This window comes from Streptomyces sp. NPDC056734 (assembly GCF_042790455.1).
Classification (GTDB): domain Bacteria; phylum Actinomycetota; class Actinomycetes; order Streptomycetales; family Streptomycetaceae; genus Streptomyces.
The window spans coordinates 144092-163211 of record NZ_JBHTZD010000009.1; the positions used below are offsets into that span (position 1 = coordinate 144092).

The following is a 19120-nucleotide window of genomic DNA, read 5'->3' on the forward strand; positions in this document are numbered from 1 at the left end:
CACTCCCGGCATCGGCGTCCGCACCTCCAGTCGGGCCGAACACCCCGCCACCACCCCCGCTCCCGCCACCACCCGCACCCACTCCCCCGCCACTCCCGCCACGGAATTCGCCCCCGCTCACGTCAACGCCCCGATCGCCATGGGCACCCCCCGTGGAACGCCCGTCCGCAGTTGCAGCGCGAGGGCGACGTCGGTGACGGTGGGCCGGTCGTGGCCGACGAGGTCGGCGACGGTCCAGGCGACCCGCAGCACCCGGTCCAGCCCCCGCGCGGTCAGGGCGCCCCGCTCCAGAGTGCGCTCGGCCTCGTCCATGGCGCCGGGCGCGGCATGCCAGCGGGTGCGCAGCTCGCGTCCGGGCACCTCGCTGTTGGTGCGCCACGGCGTGTCCGCCAGCCGGGCCACGGCCCGCTCCCGCGCCGCCCGCACCCGGTCGGCGACGGTCGCCGTGGACTCACCCCGCGCGCCCCGGTCGAGCAACTGCGCGCGGGTGACGCGATCGACCTCGACCCGCAGATCGACGCGGTCCAGCAGCGGACCGGAGAGCCTGGACTGATACCGCCGGATCGCGGCCGGCGAGCACTCGCACAGGTCCCCGGTGACCGAGAACCGCCCGCACGGGCATGGATTGGCGGCGAGCACCATCAGGAACCGGGCCGGGAACCGCACCACCCCGGCACTGCGCGCGATCACCACATGCCCGGCCTCCAGCGGCTGCCGCAGCGCGTCCAGCGCATGCCCGCTGAACTCGGGCGCCTCATCGAGAAACAGCACTCCCCGATGCGACAGCGACACGGCCCCCGGCCGGGCGATCCCCTGCCCGCCGCCGACCAGCGCCTGCATGGTCGCCGAGTGGTGCGGGGCGCAGTAGGGGGCGATATCGATCAGCGGTTTGCCCGGTGGCAGCAGTCCGGCCACCGAGTGCACGGCGGTGACCTCCAGGGAGTCCTGGCGGGCGAGCCGGGGCAGGATCGCGGGCAGCCGCTCCGCCAGCATCGTCTTGCCCGCGCCCGGTGGGCCCTCAAGAAAGAGATGGTGGCCTCCGGCGGCCGACACCTCCACCGCCGTGCGCGCCGAGGTCTGGCCCACCACGTCGGCCAGATCGTGCCCGGAGTCGTGCTGCGCGGCACCCCCGCTGTGCATACCGGTGGCGGCGCCGGTGCCCGGCACCCGCAGTCCGGCGAGCAAGGGATCCGGCCTGCCCGGGTCGTCCGGGGCCTCCTCGGGCACCGGTTCGTCCGCGAGGACTGCGATCAGCTGCCGCAGGCTGCGCACCCCCAGCACGGACACCCCGGGCACCAGCGACGCCTCGGCGGCGGCGCACTCCGGCACCACGACCTGTTCGTAGCCGGCGTCGGCGGCGGCCAGCACCGCGGGCAGGATGCCCCGCACCGGGCGGACCCGGCCGTCCAGGCCCAGCTCGCCGATCATCACGAGGTCGGCCAGCACGCGCGGGTCGATCCGCTCCGAGGCGCCCAGTACCGCGCAGGCCACGGCGAGGTCGAAGCCGGATCCCGCCTTGGGCACGGACGCCGGGCTGAGTCCCACGGTGAGCTTCTTCTGCGGCCACTCGGCGCCCGAGTTCACCACCGCGGCCCGCACCCGGTCCCGGCTCTCCGTCAGACTCTTGTCCGGCAGTCCCACCAGGGTGAAGGCCGCGACGCCCGGTTCCAGGTCCGCCTGGACCTCGACCACGACGCCCTCGACACCGACCAGGGCCACCGAGCACGTACGCGCGAACGCCATCTCAGGCCACCCCCCGCGCGTGCTCGACCACGGCCGCGCCGCGCTCGGGCAGGACCACGCCGATCAGATCGATGCGCACCCCGCCGGGTGGTGCTCCCCCATGCTCCTGGGTCCATCGCTGCGCGAGCCCGCGCAGCCGCTCCGCCTTGACGGGCGTCACCGCCGCCATCGGGTGCTCGAAGGACCCCGTCCTGCGGGTCTTGACCTCGCAGACCACCAGGACGTCCCCGTCCCGCGCCACGATGTCGATCTCACCGGTCCTGCCACAGCGCCAGTTGCGCTCCAGGACCGTCATACCGGCCTCGGTCAGCCGTCGCGCGGCCAGATCCTCGCCGTACCTGCCGAGTGCGTCTCGTGCGTTCATGTCGGCACCTCCTGGCGCCAACGATCACGCACCCGCCACCCAGAAGTGGATCTTGGTGAGTTACCGACCGGTTGTGGATATCTCCGCCACCCACACGAGCGACAGACCCACGAGTGGCAGACCCGGAGTGACAGCCCCCGCCTCACCCGCCGGACCTCACCCCAGCCCACGTCACCCGCCCGGCAGCTCCAGATCGCTCTTGTTCAGCTCCTCGATGTTCACGTCCTTGAACGTCAACACCCGGACCTGCTTCACGAACCGAGCCGGCCGATACATGTCCCACACCCACGCATCCGCCATCGACACCTCGAAGAACACCTCACCCTGGACCGAGTGCACCTGCATCTCATAGTCATTGGTCAGATAGAAGCGCCGCTCGGTCTCGATCACATATTTGAACAGACCGACGACATCGCGGTACTCCCGGTAGAGCTTCAGCTCCATCTCGGTCTCGTACTTTTCGAGGTCCTCGGCGCTCATGGCATGTTCCCCTTCAGCCGTGCGATCCCACCATTGTGCGCCCGTCCCGTGAGCCTCTAGACGATTTCCGTGTCAAGGATCTCCGGCCTGGGCGGGGGACCTTCGTCGAGCAGTCTGCGCACCAGCTCGGCGAGTCTGGTCGGATACACCGTCTCATGCGACCGGGCCAGTTCCTGACACGTCCACCACCTCGCCCCGGCGACACTGCGCCGCTCCAGCTCGGTGAGGGCGAGGGCCCGCGTCACGGTCTGCGTCGTACGGGCCAGGTAGTACCACTCGTCCTGGTCCCAGCGCCGCCCGGCGAACGGGAAGGAGCACCTGCGCCGCCACAGCACCGGCCCCAGCTCGACCTCGGTGATGCCGGTCTCCTCCGACAACTCCCGCAGCGCGGCCCGCTCCCGGCTCTCGTCGCCCTCCACACCCCCACCCGGCGTGAACCACCAGTCGTCGGCCGGATCGTCCGGTTCATGCCCGTGCAGCAGCAGAATCCGGTCCTGCGGATCCAGCAGCACCACCCGAGCGACCTTCCGCAGCCCGCCCCGGTACGTGTCCTCGGCCCCCGCCGCACCCCCGTCAGCCGACACGCGCCGGCTCCTGCCCCCGCCGCCGCGCCGCCCCCCGCGCCGCCACCCCCTTGGCCACCGGCCCGTACGCGGCGCCCGCCGACACCAGCACCGCCCCGCCCACGATCAGCGCCACGATCGTACGGAAGGGTCCCGGCTCGGACAGCGCCCCCAGCTCCGCGAAGCCGCTCGGCGGCTCCAGCATCCCGTCCATGGGCCAGACGACGGCGTCCACCCGCCCGGTGACCGCGTCGCGCGCCACCGTGCCGCTCGCCGCGTCCGTGAGGTGGGCCGTGGAGTCCAGCGAGCTGTGCCGCTCGTCGCCGAGCAGGAAGATCCGTCCCTCGGGAACGGTCACCGCCGGGAAGTCCGCCGCCTCCGCGGACTCACCCGCGGGCAGATAGGGCTCGTCGACCGGCTGACCGTTCACCGTCAGTTTCCCGTCGGTGCAGCAGGCCACCGTGTCCCCGCCGACCGCCACGACCCGCTTCACCACGGGCGCGTCCGCCCAGGTGGCGTCCTTGAACACGACGACATCGCCCCGGCGTACGTCGTCCCCGTCGACCTGCTCGGCCAGCACCCGGTCCCCGACGCCGATGGTCGGCGCCATGGAACCCGTCGGGACGGTGTACGGCCGGTAGACCACCGCTCCCCAGCCGATCCCCCCGAGGAACAGCACCAGGCCCAGCGCCACCGCCGCCCCGGACAGCAACTGCCCGGCCCGCCCGCCCGCCGGACCACCGCCCCCACCAGGGGCCGTACCTGTCGTGCTCTCGCCACCCATGGACCCGCACCCTACCGGCGGCGCACCCACCCCGGTCAGCCCTTCCACCGCCCCGGCGGCCCCACCCGGATCACCCGCCCCGCCCGGCTCCGCAACCACACGACGACATACGACGACGGGGCCCTCGTACGATCACGAGGACCCCGTCGGTCCGGCGGTTCCGCCCCGCCGCAGCGCCCGGCCGTCGGGCTCAGCGCGTCTTCTCGACCACGCCCTTGCGGCGCCACCACACCACCGGCACCACGGCGGCCAGCGCCAGCGCGTTCGGTGCCGTCGTCAGGCCCGCCGCCGCGTTGGAGGGCTGGTCGTCGAGGCCCGGCTGGTCGAAGGTGTCCGGAACCGACAGGGTGCCCCAGCGGTTGATCGGCCACGCCTTGACGACGGCCCGTCCGACGACCTCCTCGACCGGGACCATGCCGTGGTACTTGTCGGCGGTGTTGTAGCGCGAGTCCCGGGAATTCTGCCGGTGGTCGCCCATCACCCAGATGAAGCCCTCGGGGACCTCCACCGTGAACTGGCCGCCCTGGTCGTCCATGCTGCACGGGGTGTTGCCCGGGTAGACGTACGGCTCGTCCAGTGCCTTGCCGTTGACCATCACCGGGCCGGTTCCCTGACACGAGACAGTGTCGCCGCCGACTCCGATGACCCGCTTGATCAGATCCTTCTCCTCCGAGGACGGCATCAGGCCGATCCAGCTCAGGAAGGTCTGGAAGGCGTTGGGTTCGGCGGTCGGCTCACCGGCCAGCCAGTTGTCCGGGTCGTGGAAGACGACGACCTCGCCGCGGTCCGGCTCGGAACCGAACCACGGGGTGAGCTTGTCGACCAGCACCCGGTCGCCCCGCTGAAGGGTGTTCTGCATCGAGTCGGAGGGGATCGAGAACGCCTGGAGCAGAAACGTCTTGATCAGCAGCGCCAGCACCAGCGCGATGACGATCAGGATCGGCAGCTCCTTCCAGAAGGAGCGCGGCTTCTTCGGCCGGGGCGGCATCTCGTCCGTCCCCCGGTCGCCGGCCGTGGGATCCGACGGACCCGCGGGACCGGCGGCGCCGGGCGCCCCCGGCGTCGTACCGTCCTCATTGCCTGAGGTCACGGCGCCGTCGGCCTGGGCGGACTCTTCCACGGGACGTCCGCGGTGCTCCTCGCCGTCGTGTCCGGACCGTGCGCCAACCGCCACATCCCCCACGCCAACTCCTCACTCTGTGCCGCCGCCTGCCCCATGCACGACGCAGGCCCACCACTCCCATAACGAGCGGGAGTTCCGCAGGGGTCGGGAGCTGGATTGCTTTCGGATCGTAGAAGGCAACCCTATGCGACAGCGTGGGACCGGCGGTCGCCCCAGGCGCGGAGTCGGTCAAGGATGCGTACGTTTTCGGTTCGTCCAGGGCGGACCAGTGGGCGAAGGGCCAGGCGATGACCATGGCACGGCCGACCACCTCGTCCTCGGAGACCGTGCCGCCGTAATCGGCGTCCTGGTGGGCGCGTGAATCGGCGGAGTTGGAGCGGTGGTCGCCCATCACCCACAGCCGGCCCTCGGGGACGGTGATGTCGAACCTGGTTTCGGAGGGTGCGTTTCCCGGATACAGATAGTCGTCCTCGGTGAGCGGGACGCCGTTGACGGTCACCCGGCCCTGCGCGTCACAGCACTGCACCCGGTCGCCGCCGACGCCGACGACCCGTTTGATGAGGTCCTTCTCGTTCTCCGAGGGCAGCAGGCCGATGAAGGTGAGGGCGTCCTTGACCTGCTTGATCACGATCGGGTCGTCCGCCTGCTGGGCGGGCTCCTCCTCCTGGAGCCAGCCGCCGGGGTCCCGGAAGACGACGACATCCCCGCGCTGCGGCTCGGAACCGAACCACGGGGTGAGCTTGTCGACCAGCACCCGGTCGCCGATCTGGATGGTCTGCTCCATGGAGCCGGACGGGATCACGAACGCCTGGACCAGGAATGTCTTCAGCACCAGGGCGATCAGCACGGCCACGCCCGCGAGCAGCGGTATCTCCTTGATGGCCGAGCGCCGCCGGCGCCGCTTGACCTTGCGCTGGAGCTTGCGGCGCTCCGCGCGGGTGCGTCCCGTGCCGCGGGCGGCGGTGCGGCGGGTGCCGGTGGGCAGCAGATCGTCGGCGGGGCTGCTGGGCACTCCGCGCGGTTTCCCGCGGTTACCCATCGGTGCCGTCCGGGTCGGGCACGCGCGCGTAGGCGTCGGACGGGGTGAGCCGGCTCCAGCGGCCGGCGGGCCAGGCGATCCAGTCGGCCCGCCCGATGACCTGGTCGACGGGGATCATGCCGCCGCCGGGCGAGCCGAGGTGGTCACGGGAGTCGCTGGAGGCGCTGCGGTGGTCGCCGAGCAGGAAGAGGCTGCTCTCGGGTACGACGACGTCGAAGGGCACCGTGGACGGGGTGTCACCGGGGTACAGGAACCCGGACTCGTCGACCGGCCGGCCGTTCACCTCGATCCTCCCCTCCTGGTCGCAGCAGACCACCCGGTCCCCCGCCACCCCCACGACCCGTTTCACATAGGCGGCGTCCCCGAAATAGCCGGTGCCGTCGAACACGACGACCTCGCCGCGCCGCGGTTCGGCACCGAAACGGTACGCCAACTTATTTACGAGAACGCGGTCCCCGATCCTCAATCCCGGCTCCATGGATCCGCTGGGGATTTCGAACGGCCGCACCACGAACGTGTTCAGCAGCAGCAGGAACACCAGGCAGATCAGCAGGGTCAGACTGATCCGGCCGCCGGGGAGCCAGCGCGCGATGCCGTGCTGATCGCCCTGGCTGATCCGGGACACCCATGCGAAACGCGACCGTCCCTCCGGTCCCTCGGCCTCCGGAGTGGTCCCGGAGTCGGAAGGGCGGGAGGAGCGGTCGCGCTCCATGGGCTGTGCTTCGGTGTCCATCGGGGCCAGATGCTATCCGGCCCCGCCGCGAACGCCTCGGCGCGCTCAGTTCTCGCGCTTCTCCTTGATCTTCGCGGCCTTGCCGCGCAGCTCACGCAGGTAGTACAGCTTGGCGCGGCGGACGTCACCCTTGGTGACCAGCTCGATCTTCTCCACGATCGGGGTGTGCACCGGGAAGGTGCGCTCGACGCCGACGGAGAAGGAGACCTTGCGGACCGTGAAGGTCTCGCGCACGCCCGAGCCCTGGCGGCGGATCACGACGCCCTTGAACTGCTGCACACGGGAGCGGTTGCCCTCGATGACGCGGACGTGCACGTTGACCGTGTCGCCGGGACGGAAGGCGGGGACGTCGCTGCGCAGCGACGCGGAGTCGACGGAGTCGAGCAGGTGAGACATGTCGTTCGCTTTCCTCGCTGATGCCACAGGTCATCAACGGAAACTAGGTCTTGGTGAGGAGTGCCGTGCGGATCGGGGCGGGCGTCGTGTCCCCCTGTGGCAGGGGCGCACGCCGGACGGGCGCACAACAGCGGCCTATTGTTCCACGCCCTCGGTCCTGCGCCAAAATCGGCCGGAGCGCGCCCCTTCGGGATCGGGCTCCCAGCCCAGGATGGAGAGCATCTCGCGGTCCTTCTTGTCGAGGGTCCCGGGGTCGCAGCGCTCGATCAGGTCGGGCCGGTGGGCCGTGGTGCGGCGCATCGCCTCGTCGCGCCGCCAGCGGGCGATCTTGCCGTGGTGCCCGCTGAGCAGCACGCCGGGGATGTCCCGGCCGCGCCACTCGGGGGGCTTGGTGTAGACGGGCCCTTCCAGCAGGTTCGCCATGGCGCCGGGCGCGAAGGAGTCGTCCCGGTGCGACTCGGCGTTGCCGAGCACGCCGGGCAGCAGCCGGGCCACGGCCTCGGTCATCACGAGTACGGCGGCCTCCCCGCCGGCGAGCACATAGTCGCCGATGGACACCTCGTGGACCGGCATCCGGGTCGCGTACTCCTCCACGACCCGCCGGTCGATGCCCTCGTAGCGGGCCGGGGTGAAGATCAGCCAGGGCCGCTCGGAGAGCGCGACGGCGAGTTCCTGGGTGAAGGGCCGCCCGCTGGGCGTGGGCACGATCAGCGCGGGGGCGCCCGAGCCCGTCTCGTAGCCGTCGGCGAGCACGGAGTCGAGCGCGTCGCCCCAGGGCCCGGTCTTCATCACCATGCCGGGACCGCCGCCGTACGGCGTGTCGTCGACGGTGTTGTGGCGGTCGTAGGTCCAGGCCCGCAGATCGTGCACATGGACGTCGAGCTGCCCCCGCGCGCGTGCCTTGCCCACCAGGGAGACGTTCAGCGGGTCGAGGTACTCGGGGAAGATCGTGAGGACGTCGAGACGCATCAGGACCCGTCCTGACGCTCGCCCGCAGCCCCACCCGGCGAGTCGCCCGCCGATTCGCCCCTCGGGTCACCTGGCGAGTCCCCTTGCGGCCCATCCGCCGACTCCCCCGCAGAGTCCCCGCGCGACCCGCCGTCCGCCGGTTCGTCCCGCGTCGAGGCGACCTCCGCGCGGTCGTCGATCAGCCCGGGCGGCGGGTCGATGACCGCCCGCTGCTCATCGAGGTCGATCTCGGTGACGATCTCCTCGACGAACGGGATCAGCACCTCGCTGCCGTCCGGGCGCTCCACGATGAACAGGTCCTGCGAGGGCAGGTGCGAGATCTCGGTGATCCGGCCGACCTCGGCCCCGTCCGCGGTGACCACGTCCAGGTCGATCAGCTGGTGGTCGTAGTACTCGTCGTCGCCCTCGGGCATTTCCTCCGGGTCGATGTCGGCGATCAGCAGGGTGTTGCGCAGCGCCTCGGCGGCGGTGCGGTCCTGCACGCCCGCGAAGCGCAGCAGCAGCCTGCCGCTGTGCACCCGCCCGGTCTCGATGGTCAGTGGCCCGGTGGCGGCCGGGTCGGTGGCCAGGACGGCACCGGGCGCGAGCCGCAGCTCCGGTTCGTCGGTACGTACCTCCACGGAGACCTCGCCCTTGATGCCATGGGCGCGGCCGATCCGTGCGACTACGAGCTGCACTTTGCTGGATCTCCTGTCACGTTCCTGGACCCCGGCCGTACGCCGTCCGCACGGCTGCCGTATCTCGTCCGCATGTCGTCCGTATCTCGTCCGTGGCTCGTGGGATTTCAGCTCGTGGATTGTCGTCCGCACGACCGTCCCACGACGACCCGACCGTCCCACGACGACGGGCCGGGGATGGCCAGGCGGCCCTCCCCGGCCCGAGCCGGTGTTCCTTCAGCGTCAGCGAATGACGTCAGCGGACGTGGTCCACGTCGTCAGCGGATGTGGTCCACGTCGACGAGGTCGACCCGGACACCGCGTCCGCCGATGGCGCCCACGACGGTACGCAGAGCGCGTGCGGTGCGGCCGTTGCGGCCGATCACCTTGCCGAGGTCGTCGGGGTGCACCCGGACCTCCAGCACCCGCCCGCGGCGCAGGTCGCGCGAGGCGACCTGCACATCGTCGGGGTTGTCGACGATGCCCTTCACGAGGTGCTCAAGCGCCTCTTCGAGCATGGTGCTCAGGCCCCGGCCGACTCGGACTCGGCCGCGGCCTCGTCCTTCTTCTCCGCCTTCTTCTTCTGGGTGATCGCCTCACCCTTGCCCTCGTCGTCGCCGCCGAGAGCCTCGAACGACGGACGCGTGGTCTTGGGCTCGGCGACGAGCAGCGGCGCCGGGGCGGGCTCGCCCTTGAACTTCTGCCAGTCGCCGGTCTTGCGGAGGATGGCGAGCACGGGCTCGGTCGGCTGCGCGCCGACACCCAGCCAGTACGCCACGCGCTCGGCGTCGACCTCGATCACCGACGGGTGGTACGTCGGGTGGTACTTGCCGATCTCTTCGATCGCCCGGCCGTCACGGCGGGTGCGGGAGTCGGCGACGACGATGCGGTAGTGAGGCGAACGGATCTTGCCCAGACGCTTCAGCTTGATCTTGACTGCCACGGGAGTGGGTTCTCCTGGATTTGACGTGATGGGGCACGGCGAGAAAGCCGCGTGGGGTTGCGGTACCCGAGTGCCCGATGGACGCGTCAGCCGGAGGAGAGAGGGGTCCTGTGCGACTGTCGAGTACAGCTTGCCATTGTGCCACACGGTGTGGGGCGCTTTGGCCGAGGGTGTGACAGGGCACGCCTAAGGGGCGCCAAGGCCCAGCGGCACGGGGCCCGGCGCCCCTGGCCCGCCGTCCCGCTGGGGGCACGGCGGGCGAACGGCTCGGCGGCCGCTCCCCGACATCCACGAGATGCCGGGGACGCTCAGCTCGCCGCGCCCGCGCCGACCACCTCGGGGATGCGGAACGGCTTCCCGCAGCCGCCGCACATGATCGGGGCCTGGGCGAGGACCGACGGGACGACGCGGACATTGCGCCCGCAGTCGCAGACCGCCTTGACCCGGACACCACCCCCGGAGGACCCATGACGGGCCGCCGGACCTCTGAAGGAGCGGGTGGTGTCGGACGCGGTCGCCGCCGTGTGCGCCTTCAGCGCGCGCTGGAGCCGCTCGGTGGTGGAGCGGTAGCGGCGCTTGGCCTCGGGGTTGAGCGTGACCAGTGAGAAGCCACTGCTGGGATGCGGCTCGTCGGGGTGGTCCAGCCCCAGTTCCTCGGCGATCGCGAGGAATCTGCGGTTGTGGTACCGACCGGCGCGGGAGGTGTCGCGAACGCCGCGCGAGGCGGCGATGCCATGGACTGCCTCATGGAGCAGTCGCTCGAAGGAGAGCTCATGCCCGCAGGCGGACGAGGACTCTCCGATCAGGGACTCGGGCGCGGCTAGATCTGGCAGCTCGGGGTGGTACCGCTGAATATCGGCCCACGCCTGCGCCAGCTCTGCGGCGAGAACAGGTGGTGTCGTGCTCACGTAATGACAACGAGCCGGGGTTGCGCTGTGTTCCTATTCCGGGGCATCTCAAATAATTTGCACGTACCCGTCAGTTGCCGCTGATGCGTCCTGACGAGGGCGGGTGCGCTGATCTGCGGAGAAGCCTCACAGTCCGTACCAAGCCGGTGCGTAGGCCGCGCTACGAATCCCCGTGTACGCGGCATCACTCCGCCGGGCTCGCTGTGGCCGCCCCCTGCGCAAGGGGCGTTTCGGCCGCCTGTCCGGCGCACGGGACCCGTCCGGGTCGGCGCGCGTGACGCCCCCGACGGTATCGCGCCCGCCGTCCCCGCATGACACCGGCCGCCCGCACGGCCCGGACGCGGTACGGCGGCTCCCGTACGCCCGGTCCCACGCGCCGCCGACCTTGGCCGGAACGGCGTCACCCTTCTTGGCGTCCCTTCGTGCCGGGCCGCGACCCGCCGGTCCGCCCGTGCGCCGGCGGCTCGCCACCGGTGCGGGCCCCCGCGCGGCGATGCGCCGACGCCGTCCATGGCAGTTCCGGCCAGTGAGCGCCGGGGCCGGGTTCCGGCCGGTCGCCGCGCAAGTGACGCCCTATGGGCGTCCCAGGTTTCCGGGACGTGAAATCTCGCCAAGTGGCCGGGCGCAGGGCAAACGGGGCCCCGTGACCCCTGGACGCGGTCGCGCGCCAGGAGTTACCTGGCATGAGGGAGCAGTGCGGAGCGCACGCCGCAGGGACCCGCGTCCGGCACGACGAGAACCCTCCGCATCCCCGGTTCACCACACCGGGAGCCCCTCCACGGCACCTTTCCACGGCACCTCTTCACTGGACCTCTCCACTCACCTCTCCGGAAATGGGCGACAGCGGCAGTTCTCTGCGAAATGGGGCGCACCTAGATGACATCGACGCTCGTGCGACAGCACCCGCCTCTCACCGGACCGGCGCCCCGCGTGGACCTCGGTGCCCGCGCGCGTGACTGGTCCGAGATCCAGGAGCGGATGCTGATACCGCTCTACGAGGCCGTCCACGAGCGACTGGAGGTGGGCCCCGCCACCCGGCTGCTCGGCCTCGGCTGCGGCAGCGGGCTGGCCCTGCTGCTCGCGGCCTCCCGGGGCGCCGTCGTCACGGGCGTCGAGACGTCCTCCCCCGAACGGCTGGCCCTCGCGCGCGAGCGGCTGCTGCCCCGGCAGCGGGGCACCCGCGCGCGTGGCGACGCCGGCCTCCTGGACGGCCCGCCCGAAGCCGACTCCGGGGCGGTGCCGTACGGCCTGGTGACCGCCTTCGAGCCCGTCGGCTGTCTCGCGGGCGACACCGAGCGGCTCACGGACGCGCTCCGCGCGGTGGTGCCGCTCGCCCGGCGCGGGACGCCGGTCGTGCTGGCCGGCTGGGGGCCGCCCGAGCGGTGTGCGACGGCCTCGGTGCTGCGGGCGGCCGGGAAGCTCGCCGATCCCCCGCACGGCACCGGCACGTGGCGCCCCGCGCGCCGCGACGACCTGGAACAGGCCGCCGCGCGGGCGGGCCTGCGCCCCGACGGTTCGGGGCGGGTCGCCTGCCCCTTCGGCTACGCCGACCTCACCAGCGCCCGGCGCGGCCTGCTGTCCACCGGCCTCTTCGACGCGGCCGCCGTGGCCACCGGCCAGGAACGGCTCGACAAGGAACTGACCGAGGCCCTCCACCCGTACCGCCGCCCGGACGGGACGGTGTGGATGCCGAATGTCTTCCGGTACCTGATCGCACGGGTGCCGTAAGACGTGAGTTCCGAGGAAGGCTGGTACGGCAGGCACGCGCGCGGGTGACGACAACGGCGACACGCCGAGGCCATGCAAAAAGCACCCCGACACGCCCGCCCTTCAGGCATGTACGTCGCCAGGGGGGGGCCGACAGGGGAGGGGGCCCCCCGGCGGCACCCACGGGCGTGGACAAAAAGCCGGGGGGAACCCCCGGGGGCAAGGGGGCCCGCCGCAGACCCGGACGCCCTTCAGCGAAGGGCGCCCCCTGGCGACACCAACGGACGTGCACAACAGGCGTGGGCTACCGCCGTCGGCAACGGGCGCCGACAGCAGACGCGGACGACCGCGAAACCACCGGAACGGCAGGCGGGCCCGTCAGCCCATGAACTTCTTGAACTCGTCCGGCAGCTCGAAGTCCTGCCCCGCCGCCTGCTGGCCCGGCAGTCCGAAGGCGCCCCCGGCCTGGGCGGCGGCCTCGCGGCGGGCGGCGGCCTCCTGCTCCTGCTGCTTGCGCTTCATCGGGTTGCCGGAGCGCTGCTTGCCCTTGGCCTGCTTCTGCTTCTTCTTGGCGCGGCCCGGACCGCCACCCATCCCCGGCACGCCCGGCATCCCGGGCATCCCGCCGCCCTGGGCCATGCGGCTCATCATCTTGCGGGCCTCGAAGAACCGCTCCACCAGGTTCTTCACGGCGCTGACCTCGACGCCGGAGCCCTTGGCGATCCGCGCCCGGCGCGAGCCGTTGATGATCGTCGGTTCCTGGCGCTCGCCCGGGGTCATCGACTTGATGATGGCGGCGGTGCGGTCGACGTCCCGCTCGTCCAGGTTGTTGATCTGGTCCTTGATCTGGCCCATGCCGGGCAGCATGCCGAGCAGCTTGGAGATGGAGCCCATCTTCCTGACCTGCTCCATCTGGGCCAGGAAGTCATCGAGGGTGAAGTCCTGGCCCTTCTTGGAGGCCAGCTTCTCGGCCATCTTCTGGGCTTCGGCCTGGTCGAACGTCTTCTCCGCCTGCTCGATCAGGGTGAGCAGGTCACCCATGTCGAGGATGCGGGAGGCCATCCGGTCCGGGTGGAAGGCGTCGAAGTCGTCGAGCTTCTCGCCGTTCGACGCGAACATGATCGGCTTGCCGGTGATCTGCCGGATCGACAGCGCCGCGCCACCGCGGGCGTCACCGTCGAGCTTGGAGAGCACCACGCCGTCGAAGCCGACGCCGTCGCGGAACGATTCGGCGGTGTTGACGGCGTCCTGGCCGATCATGGCGTCGACGACGAACAGGATCTCGTCCGGGGAGACGGCGTCGCGGATGTCCGCGGCCTGCTGCATCATCTCCTGGTCGATGCCGAGCCGGCCGGCGGTGTCCACGATCACGAGGTCGTGGACCCGGCTCTTGGCGTAGTCGATGGAGTCCTTGGCGACCTTCACCGGGTCGCCGACGCCGTTGCCCGGCTCGGGCGCGTACACGGCGACGCCCGCGCGCTCGGCGACGACGCTGAGCTGGTTGACGGCGTTGGGCCGCTGGAGGTCACAGGCGACCAGCAGCGGCGAGTGGCCCTGCTCCTTGAGCCACTTGCCGAGCTTGCCGGCCAGCGTGGTCTTACCGGCGCCCTGGAGACCGGCCAGCATGATGACGGTCGGCGGCTGTTTGGCGAAGCGGAGCCGGCGGGTCTCGCCGCCGAGGATCGTGACCAGTTCCTCATTGACGATCTTGAGGACCTGCTGGCCGGGATTGAGCGCCTTGGAGACCTCGGAGCCGAGCGCCCGCTCCTTGATGTTCTTGACGAACGTGCGGACGACCGGGAGCGCGACATCGGCTTCCAGCAGCGCGATGCGGATCTCGCGGGCCGTGGCGTCGATATCCGCCTCGCTCAGGCGCCCCTTGCCCCTGAGGGACTTGAAAGTGGCTGAGAGGCGATCGGAGAGAGTATCGAACACGGCGGCGTCGGTCCTCGCGGTCGGGGGCTGGCGGGGGAATCGCCCTCCAGGGTATCCCGGGAGGGCGAGAAGGCGGCACGGTCGTCCCGACCCGGCGTCACGCCCGCAAGGTCTCCTCCAGCGCCCTCGCCACCGAGGTCGCCTCCGGCCCCGGCAGCGGCACCCCGGCACCGGACGTCACGTAGAAGGCGTCCACGGCGTTCGAACCCAGGGTCGAGACATGCGCGCTGCGCACCTGCAAGCCCGCCTTCTCCAGTGCCGAGCCGATCCGGAACAGCAGGCCGGGGGCGTCCTGGGAGCGGACCTCGATCACCGTGGCGTGCCGGGACGCGGTGGGGGCGACCGTCACGCGCGCCGGGGGCGCGATCACCCCCCGGCGCCTCGGATAGGCGGCGTCCCGCTCGGCCAGGCGGCCCGCGATGTCCAGTGAGCCGTCCAGGGCGCGGACCAGGTCGGCGCGGAGCCGGGCGGCCTGCGGCAGCGAGCCGAACTGGGCGGCGACCCGCCAGTTCAGCAGCAGCACGGAGCCCTCGACGCCGTCCGGCAGGTCCAGGGTGCGCAGTTCCGCCGCGCGGACGGTGAGCCGGTGCATGGCGAGGACCCCGGCGACGGCGGGCAGCACGCCCGGCTGTTCGGGGACGGCGATCACCAGTTCCACGCCCAGCGGCTCCGGGTCGCCGGTCGGCCCGTCCTCGGTGGGCGGCTCGGTCTGGGCGCGCAGGGAGAGGACAGGCCCGCCGGTGGCCAGCGATTCGATCGCGAGGCGTTCCTGTTCGGCCGTCGGCGCGGCGGCCTCCGGGTCCTCGGGCGCGTCTCCGGCGAGCACCGCGGCGACCCGTTTGACCAGGTCGGCGACCAGTGACCCGCGCCAGGACGACCAGGCGGCGGGGCCGGTGGCGAGCGCGTCGGCCTCGGTGAGCGCGTGCAGCAGCTCCAGCGTGCCGTGCGAGCCGACGGCCTCGGCGACACCCCGCACGGTGGCCGGATCCTCCAGGTCACGCCGGGTCGCGGTGTCGATGAGCAGCAGGTGATGCCGTACGAGGGCGGCCAGTACGGTGACGTCCTCGCGGTCGAAGCCGATGCGGGCGGCGACGTCCTTGGCGATGATCTCGCCGGCCACCGAGTGGTCGCCGGGCCAGCCCTTTCCGATGTCGTGCAGCAGGGCGGCGACCAGCAGCAGGTCGGGGCGGCTGACCCGGCGGGCGAACTCGGAGGCGCGCACGGCGGTCTCGATGAGATGCCGGTCGACGGTCCAGATGTGCACGGCGTTGCGCTGCGGGCGGCAGCGGACCCGCTCCCAGTCGGGCAGCAGGTGAGTGATGAGCCCCTCGGCCTCCAGCGCCTCCCAGACGTCGACGGTGGGGCGGCCGGAGCCGAGCAGGGTGACGAGCTGCTCACGGGCCTCCGCGGGCCAGGGCGTGGGCAGGGGGCGCGCGGTGCCCGCCATGCGCCGTACGGCGTGCAGGGAGAGCGGGAGACCGGCCTGGGCGGCGGCGGCCGCGGCGCGCAGCGGGAGCACGGGGTCGCGCTCGGGGCGGGCGGCGCGCGCGAGGACCACCTCGCCGTCCTGCTCCACCACCCCTTCGGCCAGCGGTGAGCGCTCGGTGACGGGTTTCGCGCCCCCCAGCAGGGCGCGCAGCCGGGGCCGTACCGCCCGCGACCGCAGCACCCGCCCCACTTCCCGCCAGGTCACATCGCTGGCATACGAGATGACCCGGGCGGCCTCGTACACCTGCCGCAGCAGGGTGTCGGCGTCGAGCAGGCCCAGTTCGGCGGCGACCTGGTCCTGCTCCTGGAGGGCGAGCCGGTCGGTGGCCCGGCCGGTGGCCAGGTGCAGGGCGTCACGGACGTCGAGCAGCCGGCGCCGGGCGTCGTCCAGGCCCTCGCGCGGGGCGTCGGCCAGCCAGGACGCGGCGACGGCCCGCAGGGCGGTGGCGTCGCGCAGTCCGCCGCGGGCCTCCTTGAGGTCGGGCTCCAGCAGGTATTGCAGTTCGCCCTGGCGTTCAGCGCGCTCGGCGCACAGTTCCTGGAGTTCGGGCAGCCGCTTGGGCGCCTGGTTGCGCCAGTCGGCGAGGACGGTCGTGCGCAGTGCGGCGGTCAGGCCCAGGTCGCCGGCGAGATGGCGGGCGTCCAGCAGGCCGAGCTGGACCTTGAGGTCCTCGGTGGCGGTCCTGCGGGCCTCCGCCGGGGTGCGCACGGAGTGGTCGAGGGCGATGCCCAGGTCCCACACCGGGTACCAGACCCGGTCGGCCAGGGCGGCGACGGCGCCGGGGTCGGCGCCGTCGTGCAGCAGCACCAGGTCGAGGTCGGATCTCGGGGACAGTTCGCCGCGGCCGTAGCCGCCGACGGCGATCAGGGCCACCCCGCGCAGGGCTCCGGCCGCCGGCCCGAACAGGCCCGCGAGCCATTCGTCGGTCAGTGCGGAGAGGGCGGAACGGCGCGGCGGCCCGGACCGCGCCCCCTCGGTGAGGAGGTGCAGCCGGGCCGCCGCGTAGCCGCCGGGTCCCGAGTCCTCTGCTTCCTGCCGTACATCCGTACTCGTCACCCGGCGACTCCTGTTCTTTCTGTCAGAGCGCGCCCCGTCCGGTTCGGGGCGCGTCTCGTCCGGTCAGAGCGCGTCCGGCCCGCGCTCGCCGGTGCGGACCCGGACGGCCGTCTCGACGGGGAGCGACCAGACCTTCCCGTCGCCGATCTTGCCGGTACGGGCGGCCTTGACGATGACGTCGATGAGCTGTTCGGCGTCATCGTCCTCGGCCAGCACCTCGATTCTGATCTTGGGCACCAGGTCGACGGTGTACTCGGCGCCGCGGTAGACCTCGGTGTGGCCGCGCTGACGGCCGTAGCCGCTGGCCTCGGTGACGGTCAGACCGTGCACACCGAACGCCTGGAGGGCCTCCTTGATCTCGTCGAGCCGGTGCGGCTTGACGACTGCGGTGATGAGCTTCATGCGTCCACCTTCTTGGATGCGGGCTGCGCGGGCGCGGCGGGCAAGGACGTGGTGCGGGCGGACCCGCCGCCGGCGCCGCTGAAGTCGTAGGCGGTCTCGGCGTGTTCGGCCTGGTCGATGCCCGCGATCTCGTCATCCTCGCTCACCCGCATGCCGATCGTCTTGTCCAGGAGGAAGGCGAGGATCGCGGAGACCACCAGGGAGTAGGCGAGGACCGCGAAGACTCCGGCGCACTGCTTCCAGAACTGCTCCAGGCCACCGCCGTAGAACAGGCCCGCGACATCGGACTGGCCCTTGCCGCTGGCGAAGAACCCGATGAGCAGGGAGCCGGCGACACCGCCGACGAGGTGGACTCCGATGACGTCGAGCGAGTCGTCGTAGCCGAACTTGTACTTCAGGCCGACGGCCATGGCGCACAGCAGACCGGCGATGGCGCCGACCGCGATGGCGCCCAGCGGGTCGACCGCGCCACCGGCCGGGGTGATGGCGACCAGGCCCGCGACCGCGCCGGAGGCGGCGCCCAGCGTGGTGAAGGCGCCGTGGCGGATCTTCTCGTAGATCAGCCAGGCCAGCATGGCGGCGGCGGTGGCGATCTGGGTGTTGATGAACATCAGCGCGCCGACGCCGTCGTCGTTGCCCAGCCAGGAGCCGGCGTTGAAGCCGAACCAGCCGAACCACAGCAGACCGGCGCCCAGCATGACCAGCGGGAGGCTGTGCGGGCGCATCGGGTCCTTCTTGAAGCCGATGCGCTTGCCGATGACGAGGATCACACCGAGGGCGGCGGCACCGGCGTTGATGTGGACGGCCGTACCACCGGCGAAGTCGATCACACCCAGCTCGAAGGCCCAGCCGCCCGCGCCCCACACCCAGTGCGCGACCGGGAAGTACACGATCGTGACCCACAGGGTGATGAACAGTGCCCAGGCGCTGAACTTGACGCGATCCGCGAGGGCGCCGCTGATCAGGGCGGGCGTGATGATCGCGAACATGAGCTGGAAGACGGCGAAGACGTAGACGGGGATGGTGTAGCCGTCCCACAGGTCACCGATGCCCACGCCGGTGAGACCCACATAGTCCGAGGACCAGCCGATGAGGCCGCCGGTGTCCGTGCCGAAGGCCATGGAGAAGCCGTACAGCACCCACAGGATGGTGACGATCCCGAGGCTGATGAAGCTCATCATCAGCATGTTCAGGGTGCTCTTGACGCGGACCATGCCTCCGTAGAAGAAGGCCAGGCCCGGTGTCATGAGCATCACCATGGCGGAACAGATGAGCATGAAGCCTGTGTTTGCGGACGACAGCGTGGGTGCGTCCGCCGCAAGCGTGATGGCTGATGCCATCGGCATCTCCTCGTCGTTGGATACGGCCCCGTGCGGGCGAAGCCTGAGCGGGATGAAGGGGGGTGGGCCGGTCGATGGGCCAAGAGATTGCCGCGACGCGGTTTCGGTGGACGCCCCTGGTTGTTTCGCGGCGGTGACGAAGGCACCGCGCGTGTTACGCCTCGATGAATTGGCGGCTGCGCGCCGGGGTGATCGTTATCGTGGCGCAACCTTCGGCGGACGCCGTCCTTGACGTCGCCGCGGACCGGGTCGCGGGGGCGGTCCCGGGGGCCGCCGCGGACGCCGCCGGGGCATGGCCGTGGATACCCGTGGATACAGCCCTGAGCGCTCCCGCAGGCCCCCGGAAGGGTCCTCGGAGGGGCTCCGGAAGGGCTCCGGAAGGGCTCCGGAAGGGCTCCCGGACGGTTGCACGGGCACACGGAGCCGGCCGCGGGCGGCCTTCCGATGGCCTGGCGGCGGGGGAGCCGGGTCGGGCTGTTCGGGAGGGCCG

General features: G+C 71.7%; 20 protein-coding genes. 2 read left to right on the forward strand and 18 right to left on the reverse strand.

Translation table 11 applies throughout. The features are described from left to right. Window positions 1-117: 117 nt before the first annotated feature. The 14 genes from ACFRFC_RS15905 to ACFRFC_RS15970 all read right to left on the reverse strand — a co-directional run bounded on the left by ACFRFC_RS15905 (window position 118) and on the right by ACFRFC_RS15970 (window position 10701). Complete coding sequence (locus tag ACFRFC_RS15905) at window positions 118-1743, reverse strand: YifB family Mg chelatase-like AAA ATPase (protein ID WP_382689903.1); 1626 nt, start codon at window positions 1741-1743, stop codon at window positions 118-120. 1 nt (window position 1744) lies between these two features. Next, window positions 1745-2107, reverse strand: a complete 363-nt coding sequence (locus tag ACFRFC_RS15910; RefSeq protein WP_382689901.1) for a YraN family protein — start codon at window positions 2105-2107, stop codon at window positions 1745-1747. A gap of 171 nt (window positions 2108-2278) precedes the next feature. Next, the gene (locus tag ACFRFC_RS15915; protein WP_003965949.1) at window positions 2279-2587 is read right to left on the reverse strand and encodes a DUF2469 domain-containing protein; all 309 of its coding nucleotides are present in this window, start codon (window positions 2585-2587) and stop codon (window positions 2279-2281) included. Window positions 2588-2643: 56 nt separating this feature from the next. Next, complete coding sequence (locus tag ACFRFC_RS15920) at window positions 2644-3171, reverse strand: NUDIX hydrolase (RefSeq protein WP_382689899.1); 528 nt, start codon at window positions 3169-3171, stop codon at window positions 2644-2646. Next, entirely contained in the window at window positions 3161-3934 is a 774-nt protein-coding gene (gene lepB, locus ACFRFC_RS15925; protein WP_382689897.1) for a signal peptidase I, read from the reverse strand. The genes ACFRFC_RS15920 and lepB (ACFRFC_RS15925) overlap by 11 nt, the downstream gene beginning before the upstream one ends. A 190-nt stretch (window positions 3935-4124) precedes the next feature. Beyond that, window positions 4125-5117: a signal peptidase I gene (lepB, locus tag ACFRFC_RS15930; protein ID WP_382689895.1), complete on the reverse strand. Its 993-nt coding sequence runs from the start codon at window positions 5115-5117 to the stop codon at window positions 4125-4127. Continuing rightward, window positions 5008-6096 (reverse strand): signal peptidase I, encoded by a 1089-nt coding sequence (lepB, locus tag ACFRFC_RS15935; protein ID WP_382689893.1) that lies wholly within the window; start codon window positions 6094-6096, stop codon window positions 5008-5010. Before lepB (ACFRFC_RS15935) ends, lepB (ACFRFC_RS15930) begins: the two co-directional genes overlap by 110 nt. Next, complete coding sequence (gene lepB / locus ACFRFC_RS15940; protein WP_382689891.1) at window positions 6089-6829, reverse strand: signal peptidase I; 741 nt, start codon at window positions 6827-6829, stop codon at window positions 6089-6091. Before lepB (ACFRFC_RS15940) ends, lepB (ACFRFC_RS15935) begins: the two co-directional genes overlap by 8 nt. A 45-nt stretch (window positions 6830-6874) precedes the next feature. Next, window positions 6875-7225: a 50S ribosomal protein L19 gene (gene rplS, locus ACFRFC_RS15945; protein WP_345583563.1), complete on the reverse strand. Its 351-nt coding sequence runs from the start codon at window positions 7223-7225 to the stop codon at window positions 6875-6877. 135 nt (window positions 7226-7360) lie between these two features. Then, window positions 7361-8194, reverse strand: coding sequence for a tRNA (guanosine(37)-N1)-methyltransferase TrmD (gene trmD, locus ACFRFC_RS15950; protein ID WP_382689889.1), 834 nt, complete (start codon window positions 8192-8194; stop codon window positions 7361-7363). Further along, a complete protein-coding gene (rimM, locus tag ACFRFC_RS15955; RefSeq protein ID WP_382689887.1) occupies window positions 8194-8871 on the reverse strand; it encodes a ribosome maturation factor RimM in 678 nt (225 codons plus the stop codon). The genes trmD and rimM overlap by 1 nt, the downstream gene beginning before the upstream one ends. 257 nt (window positions 8872-9128) lie before the next feature. Then, complete coding sequence (locus tag ACFRFC_RS15960; protein WP_252426112.1) at window positions 9129-9368, reverse strand: RNA-binding protein; 240 nt, start codon at window positions 9366-9368, stop codon at window positions 9129-9131. Window positions 9369-9373: 5 nt separating this feature from the next. Next, window positions 9374-9793 (reverse strand): 30S ribosomal protein S16, encoded by a 420-nt coding sequence (rpsP, locus tag ACFRFC_RS15965; protein ID WP_382689884.1) that lies wholly within the window; start codon window positions 9791-9793, stop codon window positions 9374-9376. Window positions 9794-10101: 308 nt separating this feature from the next. Next, on the reverse strand, window positions 10102-10701 hold the full coding sequence (locus ACFRFC_RS15970) for a hypothetical protein (protein WP_382689882.1): 600 nt from the start codon (window positions 10699-10701) through the stop codon (window positions 10102-10104). 876 nt (window positions 10702-11577) lie between these two features. On the opposite strand from ACFRFC_RS15970, the gene ACFRFC_RS15975 reads away from it, so the two are divergent. Then, the gene (locus ACFRFC_RS15975) at window positions 11578-12429 is read left to right on the forward strand and encodes an SAM-dependent methyltransferase (protein WP_382689880.1); all 852 of its coding nucleotides are present in this window, start codon (window positions 11578-11580) and stop codon (window positions 12427-12429) included. Between the two features lie 357 nt (window positions 12430-12786). On the opposite strand, the gene ffh is transcribed toward ACFRFC_RS15975, so the two are convergent. From ffh to ACFRFC_RS15995, 4 genes are all read right to left on the reverse strand, one after another. Then, window positions 12787-14343, reverse strand: a complete 1557-nt coding sequence (ffh, locus tag ACFRFC_RS15980) for a signal recognition particle protein (protein ID WP_382685177.1) — start codon at window positions 14341-14343, stop codon at window positions 12787-12789. Window positions 14344-14440: 97 nt separating this feature from the next. After that, window positions 14441-16888: a [protein-PII] uridylyltransferase gene (locus ACFRFC_RS15985; RefSeq protein ID WP_382685181.1), complete on the reverse strand. Its 2448-nt coding sequence runs from the start codon at window positions 16886-16888 to the stop codon at window positions 14441-14443. A gap of 63 nt (window positions 16889-16951) precedes the next feature. Then, window positions 16952-17290 carry a P-II family nitrogen regulator gene (locus tag ACFRFC_RS15990; RefSeq protein WP_003997576.1) on the reverse strand — a complete coding sequence of 113 codons (339 nt, stop codon included), beginning with the start codon at window positions 17288-17290 and terminating at the stop codon, window positions 16952-16954. Further along, window positions 17287-18630: an ammonium transporter gene (locus tag ACFRFC_RS15995; protein ID WP_382685183.1), complete on the reverse strand. Its 1344-nt coding sequence runs from the start codon at window positions 18628-18630 to the stop codon at window positions 17287-17289. Before ACFRFC_RS15995 ends, ACFRFC_RS15990 begins: the two co-directional genes overlap by 4 nt. Between ACFRFC_RS15995 and ACFRFC_RS16000 the strand changes: the two genes are divergently transcribed. Beyond that, a complete protein-coding gene (locus ACFRFC_RS16000) occupies window positions 18536-18862 on the forward strand; it encodes a hypothetical protein (RefSeq protein ID WP_382685796.1) in 327 nt (108 codons plus the stop codon). The two genes, ACFRFC_RS15995 and ACFRFC_RS16000, sit on opposite strands and share 95 nt — an antisense overlap. Window positions 18863-19120 lie beyond the last annotated feature (258 nt).